The following is a 14,965-nucleotide window of genomic DNA, read 5'->3' on the forward strand; positions in this document are numbered from 1 at the left end:
AAGATGTGTAAAAAACATCTTGCTGTTTAAATATTAGGTTTACTGAATGAAAAATAAAATCAAAATTCGTTTAAAATCATTTGATCATCGTAGTCTTGATCAAGCTACAAAAGAGATAGTTAGTGCTGTTAAAAGAACGTTTGCTAACATTAATGGTCCTATTCCTTTACCTAGAAAAATTGAAAGATTTACCGTAAATAGATCTCCTCATGTGCATAAGAAGTCAAGAGAGCAATTTGAAATTAGAAAGCATAAAAGATTATTAGTTATAGATGATCCGAATCCAGCTGTTGTTGATGCTTTAAGTAAAGTTGATTTAGCAGCAGGTGTTGATGTAGTGATTGAATTAGAGAGTGGGGAATAAATGAGAAGCGGTATAATTGCTCAAAAAATTGGAATGACTAGTGTTTTTAATGATAAAGGAGAAAGAATTTCTTTAACATTAGTAAAAGTTGATGATTGCCAAGTAGTAGGGCATAAAACTCTAGAAAAGCATGGATATAACGCTTTAGTTATCGGTGTAAAAGATAAAAAAATATCTAGAGTAACCAAACCTATGAAACAAGTTTTTGCTAATGCTAAAATATCTCCTAAAACTAAATTAAAAGAATTTAGAATTTCTGATGAGAATTTTATTGATATAGCAGCAAGTCTAGAAGTAGATCATTTTACGGCGGGACAGTTTGTGGATATAACGGCAACTACCATAGGTAAAGGGTTTGCCGGTAGTATGAAAAGACATAATTTTAGAGGTCTTGAAGCTTCTCACGGTGTTTCGATATCCCACCGTTCGCACGGTTCTACAGGACAAAGACAAGACCCAGGGAAGGTTTTCAAAGGCAAAAAAATGGCTGGTCACATGGGATGTAACCAAATTACTATTCAAAATTTGAAAATATTTGCCGTTGATAAAGAGCGTAAGCTTATTATGATTCAGGGTAGTATACCCGGTCACAAAAATTCGTATCTTTCAGTAAAAGATGCAATAAAAAAGATTTCAATAACTGTATAATAGATATTTAGACATGTTTGTTGAGGTTAAAGATTACTAAATTAACAAAACGCCATGCAATAATTTATTTATATAAAAGTTTTATATAAGACTGTATAAGGTTAAATAAAGATGAAAACTAAAATATTAAGTCTTGCTAATGAAGAAGTTGGTGAGATTAGTTTAAATGAAGATATATTTGCTGTTGAATTTATCAGAGATGATATAATAAAGCAGGTTATTGATTGGCAGAGAGCTAAAGCAATGTCTGGTAACCACAAAACTAAAACAGTATCAGAAGTATCAGGAACCACAAAAAAGCCTTTTAAGCAGAAAGGTACAGGTAATGCAAGACAAGGTTCTCTTAGGTCGGTACAAATGCGTGGTGGTGGTGTAGCTCACGGACCTAGAGTACGTAGTCATGCAACAAAACTACCTAAAAAAGTACGAAAACTCGGTTTAATCCATGCTTTATCTGAGAAATTAGCTGAAGGAAAGTTATTGGTAATAGATTCTTTAAAGCTAGATGAGCCTAAAACTTCTGCTCTTGTAAATATATTAAACAAATTTCAAGGAAAAAGTTTCTTTGTAATAGACGGAAACAAAGTAGATATTAATTTTTCTTTAGCTGCAAAAAATATTTATAATACTGTGATTGTTCCACAAATAGGAGCAAATGTTTATGATATAATACGACATGAATATGTCCTATTATCACAAGAAGCAGTGAGCGTTTTAGAAGAGAGGTTAAGATGAGTTCTTGTAAATATTACGATTTAATTAGAAAACCTATTATTACGGAAAAAACTACGACCCTTTCAGAGCAAAATAAATATGCTTTTTATGTAGATAAATTTGCTGAAAAACTTACCGTTAAAAAGGCTATAGAAGAAATATTTAAAGTAAAAGTTAAAAAAGTAAATATTTTAAACGTTAAAGGTAAGAAGAAAAGATTTAAAGGAATTATAGGGACTCAAATCAATAGAAAGAAAGCTATTGTTACATTAGAAAAAGATCATAATATCGATTTTGCTGGAGGAATTAAATAAATGGCTTTAAAAAACTTTAATCCAATTACTCCTTCCCTTAGAGAGTTAGTTCAAGTTGATAAAACTAGTTTATGGAAAGGCAGACCTTTAAAATCTTTGACCAAAGGTATATCTAAAACCGGTGGACGAAATAATCAGGGTAGAATTACTTCTTGGCATAGAGGAGGAGGACACAAAAAATTATATCGTATTATTGATTTTAAAAGAAATAAAATAGATATTTCTGCTGTTGTCGAAAGAATAGAGTATGACCCTAATAGAACTGCTTTTATTGCTTTAATAAAATACGAAGACGGAGAATGTTCTTATATTTTAGCACCGCAAAAATTATCTGTAGGTGATAGAGTAATATCAAGTCAAGATGCTGATATAAAAATAGGGAATTGTTTACCTTTAAAATGTATTCCTATCGGTACTACTTTACATAATGTTGAAATGAAGGTCGGCAAGGGCGGTCAAATTGCAAGGTCTGCAGGTACTTCAGTAGATCTAGTAGGTAAAGATTCAGGATATGCTCAGATTAAATTAAGATCAGGTGAATTTAGGTTGATACCTTTAGATTGTAAAGCTACTATAGGTAGTATATCTAACCCGGATCAAAAAAATATTAATTTAGGCAAAGCAGGTAGAAATAGATGGCTCGGTTGGAGACCGCATGTTAGAGGTGTAGCGATGAATCCTGTAGATCACCCTCATGGAGGTGGTGAAGGTAAAACTTCAGGAGGACGCCATCCTGTTACTCCTTGGGGATTCCCGACAAAGGGTAAGAAGACACGTAAAAATAAACGTACTTCAAAATTTATCGTAAAGAAAAGAAAATAGATTTTAAATTAATTAGGTATTAGTATGGCACGTTCAATATGGAAAGGGCCTTTTGTAGACGGTTATTTAATAAAGAAAGTTCAAAAATTAATGGAATCAGGTAGATCTGAAATGGTTAAAACTTGGTCTAGAAGATCAACAATTTTACCTATTTTTGTTGGATTTACCTTTTCTGTTCATAATGGAAATAAATTTATTCCGGTTTCTGTAAATGAAGAAATGGTTGGAAGAAAATTAGGTGAATTTGCTCCTACTAGAACATTTCACGGTCATGGAGCAGACAAAAAAGTTAAAAGAAAGTAAAGATTTATTATGGTACAGGAAAATAAAAATTTTGCTACGGCAAAAGCTAAATCTATTAGAGTAAGTCCAAGGAAGCTAAATCTAGTTGCAGCCTTTATTAGAAATATGAAAGTATCTGAAGCATTGGTACAATTAACTTTTTCTCCTAAAAGAATTGCAAAAGTTGTAAAAGATTGTTTACAATCTGCTGTTGCGAATGCCGAAAATAATTTAGGTTTAGATATAGATAGGTTAGTTATTACTAAAGCGACGGTAGGTAAGGCTTTAGTGATGAAAAGAGTTATGCCTAGAGCAAAAGGAAGAGCAGCTAGAATAAATAAGTTTTTTAGTAATCTTTATATAACTGTTACAGAAAAAGAGGATAATTAAAATGGGGCAGAAAGTTTGTGCACATGGTTTTAGAGTCGGGCCGACTTTAATTAAAGGTTGGGATTCCGTATTGTATGCAGAAAAACATTATAAAACTCTTTTTATACAAGATTTAAAAATTAGAGATTTAATAAATAAGGGTTTTAGTCAAGCTCAAATTAGCAGAGTTTTAATTGAACGTCCCTCTAATAAAAGTATTATAATTAATATTAATGCCAAAAAACCAAATATAATTATTGGTAGAAACGGTAGTGAAATTGATAAGCTAAAAAAAGCTATCGAGAAAATGACTTCTTTAAAAGAAGTTTATATAAATATTCATGAAGTTAGAAAGTTTAATATAGATGCTGCTATAGTAGCTCAAACTATAGCACTACAGCTTGAAAAAAGAGTTTCTTTTAGAAAAGCCATGAAAACAGCAATTCAGGCTTCATTTAAACAAGGTGGACAAGGTATAAGAGTTAGTTGTTCAGGGCGACTTGGAGGTGCTGAAATTGCTAGAACCGAGTGGTATATAGAAGGAAGAATGCCATTACATACTTTAAGAGCTGATATTGATTATTCAACAGCTGAGGCTATAACTACTTATGGAGTTATAGGGGTTAAAGTGTGGATTTATAAAGGTGAATATACAGAAAATAAAAGATATAATTAATTTTAAGTATTAAAATGTTAGCTCCGAAAAAACAAAAATTTAGAAAAGCTCATAAAGGTAGAGTTGCTTCAAAAGCAAAAGCAGGTACGACGCTTGCTTTTGGATCATTTGGTCTAAAATCTATAGACGGTTGGCGTGTTACTGCAAGACAAATAGAAGCAGGAAGAAAAGCAGCTACTAGATGTATGAAAAGGCAAGGAAGATTATGGATTCGCATTTTTCCGGATGTTCCAGTTTCTAAAAAGCCTGCCGAAGTAAGAATGGGTAAAGGTAAAGGTTCTCCTGAATTTTTTGCAGTTAGAGTTTCGCCTGGAAGAATTATGTTTGAAATTGAAGGGGTAGAAGAAAATATTGCCCTTAGAGCTTTAGAACTTGCAAGTGCAAAATTACCTGTTAGAACAAGGATAGTGAGACGTTATGAATGATTTGAAATTATTAAGAAGTAAGTTATCTACTGAAACAATAGAAGAGCTTTATAAAAACCTTAGTCTTTTAAAGAAAGAATTGTTTAATTTAAGATTTCAACAAGCTTTAGGTGAGTTAAAAAATACTAGTAGGTTTTCGTTAGTCAAAAAGTCTATAGCACGTATTAAAACTGAATTAACAAAAAGATCTAATAGTGAGGAATATTAAAATGCCGAAAAGAGTGCTACAAGGCGTGGTTATAAGTTCAAAAGCTGATAAGACGGTTACAGTAAAAGTAGAAAGAAAGTTTAAGCATCCTATTTACAAAAAATTCGTGAAAGTATCTAAAAAATATGCTGCTCATGATTCAGAAAATAGATATCAAGAAGGAGATAAAGTTAGTATAATTGAAAGTCGTCCTATCTCAAAAACCAAAACATGGATAGTGGTAAATGGAGAATAAAGTTTTTTAATCTTTGACTTTATAAGGTAGATTGTTTATTTTATCTCTCGTGTATAAAAAATTGGAAGTAGTTTATGATTCAAATGCAGAGCATCCTGGAAGTTGCAGATAACTCCGGTGCTAAAAAAGTTATGTGTATTAAAGTTTTAGGTGGCTCTCACCATATGGTGGCAAAGCTGGGTGATGTTATAGTTGTATCTGTTAAAGAAGCTATACCCGGCGGTAAGGTTAAAAAGGGTGATGTTTATAAAGGCGTGATCGTTCGTACAAAGACCGGAGTAGTAAGACCTGACGGTAGTACAATAAAATTTGATAAAAACGCATTAGTGCTTTTGAATAAACAAGATGAACCTATCGGTACTAGAGTTTTCGGTCCTGTTACAAGAGAACTTAGAGCGAAAAAATATGTTAGAATAATGTCGCTTGCAGAGGAAGTGTTATAAATGATTAAATTAAAAGTAAAAAAAGGTGATGAAGTTGTTGTTATTACCGGAAAGCACAAAGGAAAAAAAGGCAAAATATTAAAAGTTTTTCCTGAGGACAGTAAAGTAATTGTTTCCGGAGTAAATTTAGTAAAAAAACATACTAAACCTAATCAAATGAGTGAAGGCGGGATAATAACTAAAGAATTACCTATACATATCTCAAATATTGCGCACATCGATCCAAAAACCGGTAGCCCTACCAAAGTAGCTTTTAAATTCTTAGAGGACGGTTCTAAGGTTAGAATAGCAAAGAAATCAGGGGAAATTATTGGTAAGGAAGGTAAATAATGTTAAGATTTAAAGAATTATATCAACAAAAAATTATTGAAAACTTACAAAAAGAATTTTCTTATAAAAATAAACACGAAATACCGCAAATTAAGAAAATTGTTATAAATATGGGAGTAGGGGAAGCAATAGCCGATTCCAAAGTAATTAATAATGCAGTAACTGATATTACATTGATTTCCGGTCAGAAGCCGGTTGTAACGTTAGCAAGAAAATCTATTGCAACCTTTAAGTTACGCGAAAATATGAAAATAGGCTGTAAGGTTACATTACGTAAAGATAGAATGTATGATTTTTTAGAAAGGCTAGTAATTGTTGCGTTACCTCGTGTTAAGGAATTTCGCGGTTTTTCTTATAAAAGTTTTGATGGTAAAGGAAATTTTACTTTTGGATTAAAAGAGCAGATAGTCTTTCCTGAAATTAATTACGATAAAATCGATACAATAAGGGGTATGGATATTACAATCGTTACATCTGCTAAAACGGATAAAGAAAGTAAGTTTTTGTTATCGGGGTTTAATTTACCTTTTTATAATTAATTTTTAGGATATATATAATGGCAAAAGTAAGTTCGATAAAAAAGAACGAAAGTAGGAAAAAAAAATCACAAAGCTTGCATAATAAACGTTTAGCACTAAAAAGTAAAATTTACGATAAAAATATTTCATTAGAAGAGCGTTTTTCTTTAGTAATGTCGCTTGCGCAATTACCTAGAAATTCATCATCTACTAGAATAAGAAATAGATGCGAGCTTACAGGTAGACCAAGAGGTGTTACAAGAAAATTTGGTATATCTAGGAATAAGCTTAGGGAATTAGTAGGCAGAGGCTTAGTTCCCGGTGTAGTTAAGTCAAGTTGGTAAAAGTCGATAGGTAAATATATGTCAATGACGGATAATGTAGCAGATATGTTAACTAGAATTAGAAATGCTTATAAAAGTAAATTGATAAATGTTTCTTTTCCTAGTTCTAAAATTAAAACTTCAATTTTAGATGTTTTGCAAAAAGAAGGTTACATAAAAAATTATGTAACTACTCAAAAAAATAATATTAGTTATACTGAGGTAGCTTTAAAATACTCTGCTAATGGTGATGCTTCTATATGCGAAATTCATAAAGTATCAAAGCCTGGAAAGAGAGTATACTCTGCTATTAAAGATTTGAAAGGATATTATAATAATATGGGTATATATATTCTTTCTACTCCTTACGGTGTTATGTCTGATAGAGAGGCTCATATTAAAAATGTCGGCGGCGAAGTAATTTGTAAAGTATTTTAAGGTAAAAATAATGTCACGTGTTGGAAAATTGCCGATTACTATACCTGAAGGTGTAAAAGTTGGTTTAAATGATTTAGAAGTAAAAATATCTGGACCTAAAGGTGAGCTATCAAAAACTTTTAAAGGTAATATAGCAATTTCATTGGCAGAAAATAAGCTTTTAGTAAAACCTTTAGTCGCAAATAAAAATGCACGTGCTATGTGGGGTACTGCAAGAAGCATAATATCTAATATGGTTACCGGCGTTAAAGAAGGGTTTAAACTTAAACTTGAAATTAACGGAGTCGGTTATAGGGCAATGGTAAAAGGTAAATATTTAAATTTAATGCTTGCTAAAAGTCATAACACAAAAATTGAAATACCTTCAGATATTAAAATAGATGTGCCTAAGCAGAATATTATTATTCTTGAGGGAACAGATAAAGAAAAGCTAGGACAATTTGCTTCAATTATTATAAAACAGAGACCGCCTGAGCCTTATAAAGGAAAAGGAATTAAATTTGAAAATCAATTTATACCGCGTAAAGAAGGGAAGAAAAATTAAATTTAAGAGTTAAATATGCGTAGTGCTAAGCTAAAATTTGAAAAAAGAAGAAGTAGAATAAGACATAAAATATCTAAAACATCTGATAGAGTTAGATTATCAATATTTAAGTCAGGTAGACATATATATGCACAAATTATTGATGATTCTAAGTCTATAACGATTGCTTCCGCTTCAACTTTAGATGAGAAAATAAAAAAATTAAAAAAATCTCATTGTAATATTGAAAATGCTATCAAAGTAGGTGAAGAAATAGCAAAAAAAGCTGATTCTGCAGGGATAAAAGAAGTAGTATTTGATAGAGGCGGTTATAAATATCACGGTGTTGTAAAAGCTCTCGCTGATGCAGCTAGAAAGAAAATAAAATTTTAGGTTATATAGGTTGTAGTAATGTCTAAAGTTAAAAAAAACGAAGAGACTTTAAGCGAAGTTTTAGTCGACGTAAATAGAGTTACGAAAGTAGTAAAAGGCGGTAGAAGGTTTGCTTTTTCTGCTTATGTGGTTGTCGGTGACAAAGCAGGTAGAGTTGGAGCAGGGCACGGGAAAGCTAAAGAAGTAAACGAAGCCCGAGGAAAAGCAAAGCAAGCTGCTAAAAAAAGAATGATGAAAGTTCCATTATATCAAAATCGAACTATTCATCATGATGTTGTAGGTAAAAGTGGTGCCGCTAAAGTGATTTTAAGAAGGGCTAAAGCAGGTACAGGCGTTATAGCAGGTGGTTCTATGAGAGCAATTTTTGATTCTTTAGGTGTTCATGATATTGTTGCTAAATCAATAGGCTCAACTAATGTTTATGCAATGATTTCTGCAACATTTGATGCATTAAATAAACTTGCATCACCAAAATCTATTGCTATGAGAAGAGATAAAAAAGTAAATGAAATATCTGTAAAATCTTCTGATATTCAAGTTAATGAATAATATTACGGAGTAAGGTGAAGTTATGAATAATAAGATCAGTAATATAAAAATTACTCAAGTTAAAAGTGCTATAGGTCGTAAGTATGATCAAAGATCGACGTTAGTTGGTCTTGGTTTAAACAAAATTAATAAGACTGTTACTCTTGAAAATACTAATTCAATCAAAGGAATGGTTGAAAAAGTAAAGCATTTGTTAAAAATAGAAAATATGTAGTTAGAGTTTTTAAATGAAATTAAATGAATTATATAATAATATAGGTGCTAAAAAAAATAAGAAAAGAATAGCACGTGGTATTGGTAGCGGTAAAGGGAAAACCGGCGGTAGAGGAGTTAAAGGTCAAAAATCTAGATCCGGTGTTGCAATAAAAGGTTTTGAAGGCGGTCAAACGCCTATGATAAAAAGACTACCTAAAAGAGGATTTAATTGTATCTCAACTAAAAAATACAATATAATAAATATTTATAATATTGAAGAAGCATTAGCCAATGGGTATTTAAATGCTGCTGATACCATTACTAAGGAAAAATTGATAGAAGCTGGAGTAATTAATAATAAAAATAATAAGAAGTTAGTGAAATTATTATCTATTTGTAGTGATGATTTTGCTTCTCCTCTATCATTAAAATTAGATGCGTATTCTTCTAAAGCTAAGGATTTAATCGAGAAAGCAGGCGGAAAATTATTATAATATATGGGGCAAAATTTTTCTAAAAAATCCAGTAATGATTTAGTCAGTCGCATCGTTTTCACTATTCTCATTCTTATAGTATGTAGATTTGGATCTTTTATACCTATACCTGGTATAGATTCAATTGCTTTAAGTAGTGTGGCTGAAAAGAATCAATCCGGAATACTTGGAATGTTTAATATGCTATCCGGAGGATCGCTAGGTAGAATGTCTATTTTTGCTTTAGCAATTATGCCGTATATTACCGCTTCAATTATTATCCAATTAATGTCAGTTGCATATAAACCTTTGGAAAATTTAAAAAAAGAAGGGGAAGTCGGTAAAAGAAAAGTAAATCAGTTATCGAGATATTTAACAGTTTTGCTTGCTTCTTTTCAGGCTTACGGCGTTGCTATAAGTTTAGAGTCAATTGTAACAAATACCGGTCCTGTAGTAATTTTAGCGGGTTTCTTCTTTAGAGTTACAACCGTAATTACTTTGGTTGTAGGCACTATGCTATTAATGTGGTTAGGAGAACAAATTACACAACGCGGAATAGGTAACGGTACATCTTTAATTATATTTATAGGTATAATTTCTGGAGTACCTAGTGCTATTATTAGTATGTTTGAATTATCAAGAAAAGGAGTATTGTCGCCTTTAATAGCGATAGCTGTTTGTATTGGAGTAGTTGTATTAATAGCTATAATTATATTCTTTGAAAAAGCCCAAAGGAAATTATTGGTGCAGTATCCTAAAAGACAAGTAGGAAATAAAATTTATGGGGGAGAGGCGACGCATATGCCTCTTAAATTAAATACTTCAGGTGTAATACCTCCAATATTTGCTAGTTCAATTTTACTGTTTCCTGCTACGCTTGCTAATTTTTCTAATAGTAATTCAGAAGCTATGGGCATGCTTACTTATTATTTAGGGCATGGAAAACCCGTATATATTTTATTGTATGTAGCATTAATTATGTTTTTTAGTTTTTTTTATACTGCAATAGTATTTAATTCTGAAGAAACTGCTAATAATTTAAGAAAATACGGTGCTTATATTCCTGGTAAAAGACCGGGGAAAAATACGTCTGATTATTTTGATTATATACTTACAAGGCTTACGGTTATAGGCGGGATATATTTAAGTGTAATATGTGTAATTCCAGAGCTATTAATGAATAAGTATGTAATCTCTCTTTCTTTAGGAGGTACAAGTTTTTTAATTGTAGTGAACGTGGTACTTGATACTATGACTCAGATTCAAACTTACTTATTTAGTAGTAAGTATGAAGGTTTAATGAAGAAAGTAAAATTAAAAAATTAAAATGAGCTTAAGTAGTGATAGTAATTTTTTTAGGTCCTCCAGGAGCCGGAAAGGGAACACAAGGGAAAAAGATAGCTAAAAAAATTAATTTACCACATATAGCAATCGGTGATATATTTAGAACAATTATTAAAACATCAACTAGTGAAGCAGAGTTAATTAATAACTATGTTAAGCAAGGAGAGCTTATCCCTAATGAAATAGTTAATTATGTAATCAAAAATTTTTTATTATCCTCTGAATATAAAAATGGTTATATATTAGATGGATATCCACGTAATTTAGAGCAAGCGAAATTCTTTGAATCATTTATTACAGAAGAAATTAAAATAATATATTTTGATGTTTCGGATGAGTTGTTAATTAAAAGAGTTTTAGGGAGATATAGTTGTAAAAATTGTGGTAAAATATATAATAGTTACTTCTTGCAGCCTAAAACTGATAATGTATGTGATGTTTGCGGTTCAAGTACATTTGATTATAGAAAAGACGATACTGAAGAAGTAATAAAAAAAAGAATTGAAGTATATAAAACAGAAACATATCCGTTAATAGATTATTATAAAAATAGTGGTAATTTTTATATAGTTAATGGAAGTAAAAATGAACAAGAAATAGAAATTGATATACAGAAAATATTAAAAATAAATTGACTTTATTAAAGATTTTTATATTATTTTCTAGTTACTAGTAAAATTTGGAGACTATTTGTGGCAAGAATTGCAAGTGTTAATATTCCCGATAATAAACGTTTAGTTGTGAGTTTAACTTACATTTACGGTCTTGGGCCTACTATGGCAGCAGAGATCTGTAATAAAGTAAAAATATCGAAAGATAAAAAAGTTAAAGAACTTACGGATCAAGAGCTAATAAGCTTACGTAATATTATTGAAAGTGAATATAAAGTTGAGGGTGATTTAAGACGAGAAGTTACACTTAATATTAAAAAGAAAAAAGATATAAGATGTTATCAAGGGCTTAGACATATACGTAAATTGCCGGTGAGAGGACAGAATACCCATTCTAACGCTCGAACTAGAAAAGGTAAAGCTATTGCGATAGCCGGAAAGAAAAAAGCTGTAAAATAATAGTTTAAGTATAGAGTATAAATAATGAATCAGACGGTTAAAGTTAAGAAAAAGAAAAAAACTATCACTCTGGGTGTTGTGCATATCCGAGCATCATTTAATAATACTATAGTAACATTTACTGATATTCAAGGTAATGCTATCTCTTCTGCATCTGCAGGAGGTAATGGGTTTAAAGGGGCAAGAAAAGCAACACCTTATGCAGCTCAAGTAACAATTGATAGGGCATCAGAAAAAGCAAAAGAATATGGTCTAAAAACTATTTCTATTAGAATTGGAGGACCTGGAGCTCAGCGTGAATCGGCAATGAGAGCTTTATTTGGACAAAATTTTGTGGTTACATCAATTTTAGATGTATCATCAATTGCTCATAATGGAGTAAGACCGCCAAAAAGAAGAAGAGTATAAGAGAATCATAGGTATTAAATGTTATCGTTAAGTAAAAATTGGAATACTTTAATAAAGCCGAATAAAGCCGCTTATGAAAATTTTCCGGAAACCAATAATAAAGCTAAAATTGTAGTTGAACCTTTAGAAAGAGGTTTGGGTTTAACACTCGGTAATGCTATGAGAAGAGTATTACTTTCTTCTTTACAAGGAGCAGCTATCACTTCTATAAAAATCCCTGGTATAGAACATGAATTTTCTTCTATACCAGGTGTAAAAGAAGATGTATCGGAAGTGATTTTAAACATTAAAGGTATTGAAGTAAAAATGCATGTTGCGGAAAAACGCATCATCAAGTTAAAAGCAACAGGACCTTGTGTTATAACAGCCGGTATGATTGAAACAGGGCATGATGTAGAAATACTAAATCCGGATCATATAATTTGTAATCTAGCTAAGAACAAGCAGCTTGAAATAGAATTAACTTGTAAGGTTGGTAAAGGATACACACTTAGTACAAATAGTTATGAGGATAACTTACCTATTGGTGAAATAGCTATAGATGCTTTATTTAATCCGGTAAAGAGTGTTACTTATAAGGTAGAAAATACTAGAGTAGGCCAGGTTACCGACTATGATAAATTAATTATGTTTGTAGAAACTAATGGTGATTTATTACCTGAGATGGCTGTAGGTTTAGCTGCACGTATCTTACAAGAGCAATTACAATTGTTTATTTCTTTTGAAGAACAGGAAGAGGATAAGCAGGTTAAAACTGATGCTTTACCGTTTTCACCTTATTTACTTAAGAGAGTTGATGAATTGGAATTATCGGTTAGATCAGCAAATTGTTTGAAAAATGATAATATAATATATATAGGGGATCTAGTAAAAAGAACAGAATCCGATATGCTGAGAACCCCAAATTTCGGTAGAAAATCTTTAAATGAGATTAAAGAAATATTGGCAAAATTTAATTTAAGATTTGGTATGGATGTACCAGATTGGCCACCAGAAAATATTCAGGAATTATCTAAACGTTATGAAGATTCTTATAATTAAGGACTAATAAAAATGCGACATAAAATTAAAGGCAGAAAGTTAAATGTAACAAGTAGTCATAGGCAAGCAATGCTCGCTAATATGGCTGTAGCACTTGTGACTCATGAACAAATTAAAACTACTCTACCAAAAGCTAAGGAATTAAGACCTTACATTGAAATTTTAGTTACTAAAGCTAAAAAAGCTAATTTAACGGTAAGAAGAAGCGTTTTATCAAAAATAAAAGATAAAAAAGCAGTAGAAAAGCTTATAAATATTTTAGGTACTAGATATAAAGATAGACCTGGCGGTTATACTAGAATAATAAAGACTGGATTCCGTTATGGTGATTTAGCACCGATAGCATATATTGAATTTGTAGATAGAGATGTTAATGCTAAAGGGAATATACAGCAATATATTAATGAAGATATTAAAAATTAAATATAAAGGACTCGGTAATGGCTAATCATTCTTCAGCAAAAAAAGCTGCTAGACAAACAGTAAAAAGAACTCTAATCAATAAAAAAAGATCTAGTGCAATAAAAACTTTTATAAAGAAAGTTGTACATGAAATCAGTCTTGGTAATAAAGAAAACGCTAACTTAGCTTTATCTGTTGCTCAATCTAAGATAATGCAAGGTGTGAAGAAAAATATAATTAAATTAAATACCGCCTCAAGAAAAATCAGTAGATTATCAAGACAAATAAAAAGTATAAATGAAAGTAAATAACACTTTATAGGTAATTTAAAAGCAAAAACTAATACAATTTTGCTAAATTATTTATAGGTACTTCTTATTAATTATAAATAATGTTATTTTACTAATTAATAAAAAATATGGGCGATTAGCTCAGCTGGTAGAGTATCTCGTTTACACCGAGAGTGTCGGCGGTTCGAGTCCGTCATCGCCCACCAATCGCAAGTTTTTAGTATTTCAACAAAAACATCAAACAATGAATGAAGCTTAAACTCAAGCTTTCCAGTCTTAAATGTTACAATAGTTAAACCTATCAAGGAAAACAGTATCTTTGTAAAATGGCATTCCTAACTAAGTATAGATTAGTTTATCACTGCGAGAAAATTAGGAAGTAATTAACGAAGCAATCCAGTAAAAAAATACTAAATTAATTTTTCCTCACACTGCCTAGATTGCCATGCTCCGAGCAAATGCTCACAATAATGATTCGATACCGGGTAACAATGCCATATTGTGGTCACAAGCCACGGTATGACACCTATACAACAACATCTTCGTAATAATATCTATACCTAAAATTATATATAGTTTTTTTGAGCTAATTAGCCTTATCTATCGCTAATAGTAAATTACTTGATTAAAAAATTGTAGAAATCAGAGTTTGAAGAGGTTTCTTTCCCTCGATTTCAAAATAAAATATTATTACTTATTGCTGTTATTCTTACTAGCTTTTCAACTATGCAGAAGAAAAAACAGTAAAGTATAAATTATCGCAGAAAGTAGAAGCTGAAACAGCTAATAAAGTAAAATGATAGTTGCTAAAATACAAAATAACCAAAAGTTATTAATATATTTAAAGTTAAAAAGCTATTTGTTATTGCAATTTTTTAATTTTCACTATAATTGTAATCAACTAACTATTAACAATAAATGAAGAAATAACTTTTATGGAAGATTTAAGCTCTTGGCAAGAAAAGTTTGAAGTTTGTGTTTACTCTAAAAAACTATTAGATAAAGTCGAATATTTAAACACTATAGTAAATCATATAGTATTAGGTGCAATAATAAGATAATATACAAGGAAAAATGTCAACAAGTCCATATAGTGAAGATTTAAGGAAGAAAGTAATAAATTACCTAAAGAAAGGAAGGAGCCAAAAGGAAGCATCAGAAGTTTTTG

The 14,965-nt window shown here is 30.9% G+C and carries 29 protein-coding genes, 1 tRNA gene and 1 pseudogene; all 31 read left to right on the forward strand.

All coding sequences use genetic code 11. The features are described from left to right. The first annotated feature begins 46 nt into the window (after nt 1-46). Nucleotides 47-364 (forward strand): 30S ribosomal protein S10, encoded by a 318-nt coding sequence (rpsJ, locus tag AC1Z7D_RS00490; RefSeq protein ID WP_011270629.1) that lies wholly within the window; start codon nt 47-49, stop codon nt 362-364. Continuing rightward, nucleotides 365-1,012 carry a 50S ribosomal protein L3 gene (gene rplC, locus AC1Z7D_RS00495; protein ID WP_482601245.1) on the forward strand — a complete coding sequence of 216 codons (648 nt, stop codon included), beginning with the start codon at nt 365-367 and terminating at the stop codon, nt 1,010-1,012. A 111-nt stretch (nt 1,013-1,123) separates the two neighbouring features. Next, nucleotides 1,124-1,747 carry a 50S ribosomal protein L4 gene (gene rplD / locus AC1Z7D_RS00500; RefSeq protein WP_482601246.1) on the forward strand — a complete coding sequence of 208 codons (624 nt, stop codon included), beginning with the start codon at nt 1,124-1,126 and terminating at the stop codon, nt 1,745-1,747. Next, nucleotides 1,744-2,040: a 50S ribosomal protein L23 gene (gene rplW, locus AC1Z7D_RS00505; protein ID WP_482601247.1), complete on the forward strand. Its 297-nt coding sequence runs from the start codon at nt 1,744-1,746 to the stop codon at nt 2,038-2,040. Before rplD ends, rplW begins: the two co-directional genes overlap by 4 nt. After that, nucleotides 2,041-2,862, forward strand: a complete 822-nt coding sequence (gene rplB / locus AC1Z7D_RS00510; protein ID WP_482601248.1) for a 50S ribosomal protein L2 — start codon at nt 2,041-2,043, stop codon at nt 2,860-2,862. Nucleotides 2,863-2,886: 24 nt separating this feature from the next. Continuing rightward, the gene (rpsS, locus tag AC1Z7D_RS00515; protein ID WP_341787582.1) at nt 2,887-3,165 is read left to right on the forward strand and encodes a 30S ribosomal protein S19; all 279 of its coding nucleotides are present in this window, start codon (nt 2,887-2,889) and stop codon (nt 3,163-3,165) included. 9 nt (nt 3,166-3,174) lie between these two features. Then, entirely contained in the window at nt 3,175-3,534 is a 360-nt protein-coding gene (gene rplV, locus AC1Z7D_RS00520) for a 50S ribosomal protein L22 (RefSeq protein ID WP_341787583.1), read from the forward strand. A 1-nt stretch (nt 3,535) separates the two neighbouring features. Continuing rightward, entirely contained in the window at nt 3,536-4,189 is a 654-nt protein-coding gene (rpsC, locus tag AC1Z7D_RS00525; protein ID WP_341787584.1) for a 30S ribosomal protein S3, read from the forward strand. A 14-nt stretch (nt 4,190-4,203) separates the two neighbouring features. Further along, complete coding sequence (gene rplP / locus AC1Z7D_RS00530) at nt 4,204-4,614, forward strand: 50S ribosomal protein L16 (RefSeq protein ID WP_040256128.1); 411 nt, start codon at nt 4,204-4,206, stop codon at nt 4,612-4,614. Beyond that, nucleotides 4,607-4,822: a 50S ribosomal protein L29 gene (gene rpmC, locus AC1Z7D_RS00535; RefSeq protein ID WP_482601249.1), complete on the forward strand. Its 216-nt coding sequence runs from the start codon at nt 4,607-4,609 to the stop codon at nt 4,820-4,822. Before rplP ends, rpmC begins: the two co-directional genes overlap by 8 nt. A gap of 1 nt (nt 4,823) precedes the next feature. Beyond that, on the forward strand, nt 4,824-5,057 hold the full coding sequence (gene rpsQ / locus AC1Z7D_RS00540; protein WP_482601250.1) for a 30S ribosomal protein S17: 234 nt from the start codon (nt 4,824-4,826) through the stop codon (nt 5,055-5,057). Between the two features lie 74 nt (nt 5,058-5,131). Next, nucleotides 5,132-5,500, forward strand: coding sequence for a 50S ribosomal protein L14 (rplN, locus tag AC1Z7D_RS00545; RefSeq protein WP_008580952.1), 369 nt, complete (start codon nt 5,132-5,134; stop codon nt 5,498-5,500). Continuing rightward, nucleotides 5,501-5,830: a 50S ribosomal protein L24 gene (gene rplX / locus AC1Z7D_RS00550; protein WP_482601251.1), complete on the forward strand. Its 330-nt coding sequence runs from the start codon at nt 5,501-5,503 to the stop codon at nt 5,828-5,830. Then, nucleotides 5,830-6,369 carry a 50S ribosomal protein L5 gene (rplE, locus tag AC1Z7D_RS00555; RefSeq protein ID WP_482601252.1) on the forward strand — a complete coding sequence of 180 codons (540 nt, stop codon included), beginning with the start codon at nt 5,830-5,832 and terminating at the stop codon, nt 6,367-6,369. Before rplX ends, rplE begins: the two co-directional genes overlap by 1 nt. 17 nt (nt 6,370-6,386) lie before the next feature. After that, nucleotides 6,387-6,692 carry a 30S ribosomal protein S14 gene (gene rpsN / locus AC1Z7D_RS00560; RefSeq protein WP_482601253.1) on the forward strand — a complete coding sequence of 102 codons (306 nt, stop codon included), beginning with the start codon at nt 6,387-6,389 and terminating at the stop codon, nt 6,690-6,692. An 18-nt stretch (nt 6,693-6,710) separates the two neighbouring features. Continuing rightward, nucleotides 6,711-7,109 (forward strand): 30S ribosomal protein S8, encoded by a 399-nt coding sequence (rpsH, locus tag AC1Z7D_RS00565; RefSeq protein WP_482601254.1) that lies wholly within the window; start codon nt 6,711-6,713, stop codon nt 7,107-7,109. A 10-nt stretch (nt 7,110-7,119) separates the two neighbouring features. Further along, nucleotides 7,120-7,653, forward strand: coding sequence for a 50S ribosomal protein L6 (gene rplF, locus AC1Z7D_RS00570; protein WP_482601255.1), 534 nt, complete (start codon nt 7,120-7,122; stop codon nt 7,651-7,653). 15 nt (nt 7,654-7,668) lie between these two features. Then, the gene (gene rplR, locus AC1Z7D_RS00575; protein ID WP_482601256.1) at nt 7,669-8,025 is read left to right on the forward strand and encodes a 50S ribosomal protein L18; all 357 of its coding nucleotides are present in this window, start codon (nt 7,669-7,671) and stop codon (nt 8,023-8,025) included. An 18-nt stretch (nt 8,026-8,043) separates the two neighbouring features. Then, nucleotides 8,044-8,574 (forward strand): 30S ribosomal protein S5, encoded by a 531-nt coding sequence (gene rpsE / locus AC1Z7D_RS00580; RefSeq protein WP_011270644.1) that lies wholly within the window; start codon nt 8,044-8,046, stop codon nt 8,572-8,574. 22 nt (nt 8,575-8,596) lie between these two features. Further along, nucleotides 8,597-8,788 carry a 50S ribosomal protein L30 gene (rpmD, locus tag AC1Z7D_RS00585; protein ID WP_482601257.1) on the forward strand — a complete coding sequence of 64 codons (192 nt, stop codon included), beginning with the start codon at nt 8,597-8,599 and terminating at the stop codon, nt 8,786-8,788. 13 nt (nt 8,789-8,801) lie between these two features. Further along, on the forward strand, nt 8,802-9,263 hold the full coding sequence (gene rplO, locus AC1Z7D_RS00590; protein ID WP_482601258.1) for a 50S ribosomal protein L15: 462 nt from the start codon (nt 8,802-8,804) through the stop codon (nt 9,261-9,263). Between the two features lie 3 nt (nt 9,264-9,266). After that, nucleotides 9,267-10,568 (forward strand): preprotein translocase subunit SecY, encoded by a 1,302-nt coding sequence (gene secY, locus AC1Z7D_RS00595; RefSeq protein ID WP_482601259.1) that lies wholly within the window; start codon nt 9,267-9,269, stop codon nt 10,566-10,568. A gap of 14 nt (nt 10,569-10,582) precedes the next feature. Further along, complete coding sequence (locus tag AC1Z7D_RS00600) at nt 10,583-11,221, forward strand: adenylate kinase (protein WP_482601260.1); 639 nt, start codon at nt 10,583-10,585, stop codon at nt 11,219-11,221. A 57-nt stretch (nt 11,222-11,278) separates the two neighbouring features. Next, entirely contained in the window at nt 11,279-11,656 is a 378-nt protein-coding gene (gene rpsM / locus AC1Z7D_RS00605; protein ID WP_482601261.1) for a 30S ribosomal protein S13, read from the forward strand. A 24-nt stretch (nt 11,657-11,680) separates the two neighbouring features. Then, nucleotides 11,681-12,064 (forward strand): 30S ribosomal protein S11, encoded by a 384-nt coding sequence (gene rpsK, locus AC1Z7D_RS00610; RefSeq protein WP_341787599.1) that lies wholly within the window; start codon nt 11,681-11,683, stop codon nt 12,062-12,064. Nucleotides 12,065-12,082: 18 nt separating this feature from the next. Beyond that, on the forward strand, nt 12,083-13,105 hold the full coding sequence (locus AC1Z7D_RS00615) for a DNA-directed RNA polymerase subunit alpha (RefSeq protein ID WP_482601262.1): 1,023 nt from the start codon (nt 12,083-12,085) through the stop codon (nt 13,103-13,105). Between the two features lie 12 nt (nt 13,106-13,117). Continuing rightward, nucleotides 13,118-13,528 carry a 50S ribosomal protein L17 gene (gene rplQ / locus AC1Z7D_RS00620; RefSeq protein ID WP_482601263.1) on the forward strand — a complete coding sequence of 137 codons (411 nt, stop codon included), beginning with the start codon at nt 13,118-13,120 and terminating at the stop codon, nt 13,526-13,528. Nucleotides 13,529-13,545: 17 nt separating this feature from the next. Next, a complete protein-coding gene (gene rpsT, locus AC1Z7D_RS00625; protein WP_482601264.1) occupies nt 13,546-13,818 on the forward strand; it encodes a 30S ribosomal protein S20 in 273 nt (90 codons plus the stop codon). 109 nt (nt 13,819-13,927) lie between these two features. Continuing rightward, nucleotides 13,928-14,003, forward strand: a tRNA-Val gene (locus AC1Z7D_RS00630). Nucleotides 14,004-14,723: 720 nt separating this feature from the next. After that, a pseudogene (locus AC1Z7D_RS00635) lies at nt 14,724-14,837 on the forward strand (HD domain-containing protein); the annotation flags it as partial. Between the two features lie 34 nt (nt 14,838-14,871). Then, a partial coding sequence (locus AC1Z7D_RS00640; RefSeq protein WP_482601266.1) for an IS630 transposase-related protein occupies nt 14,872-14,965 on the forward strand: 94 nt, incomplete at its 3' end.

The organism is Rickettsia sp. (genome assembly GCF_965035265.1).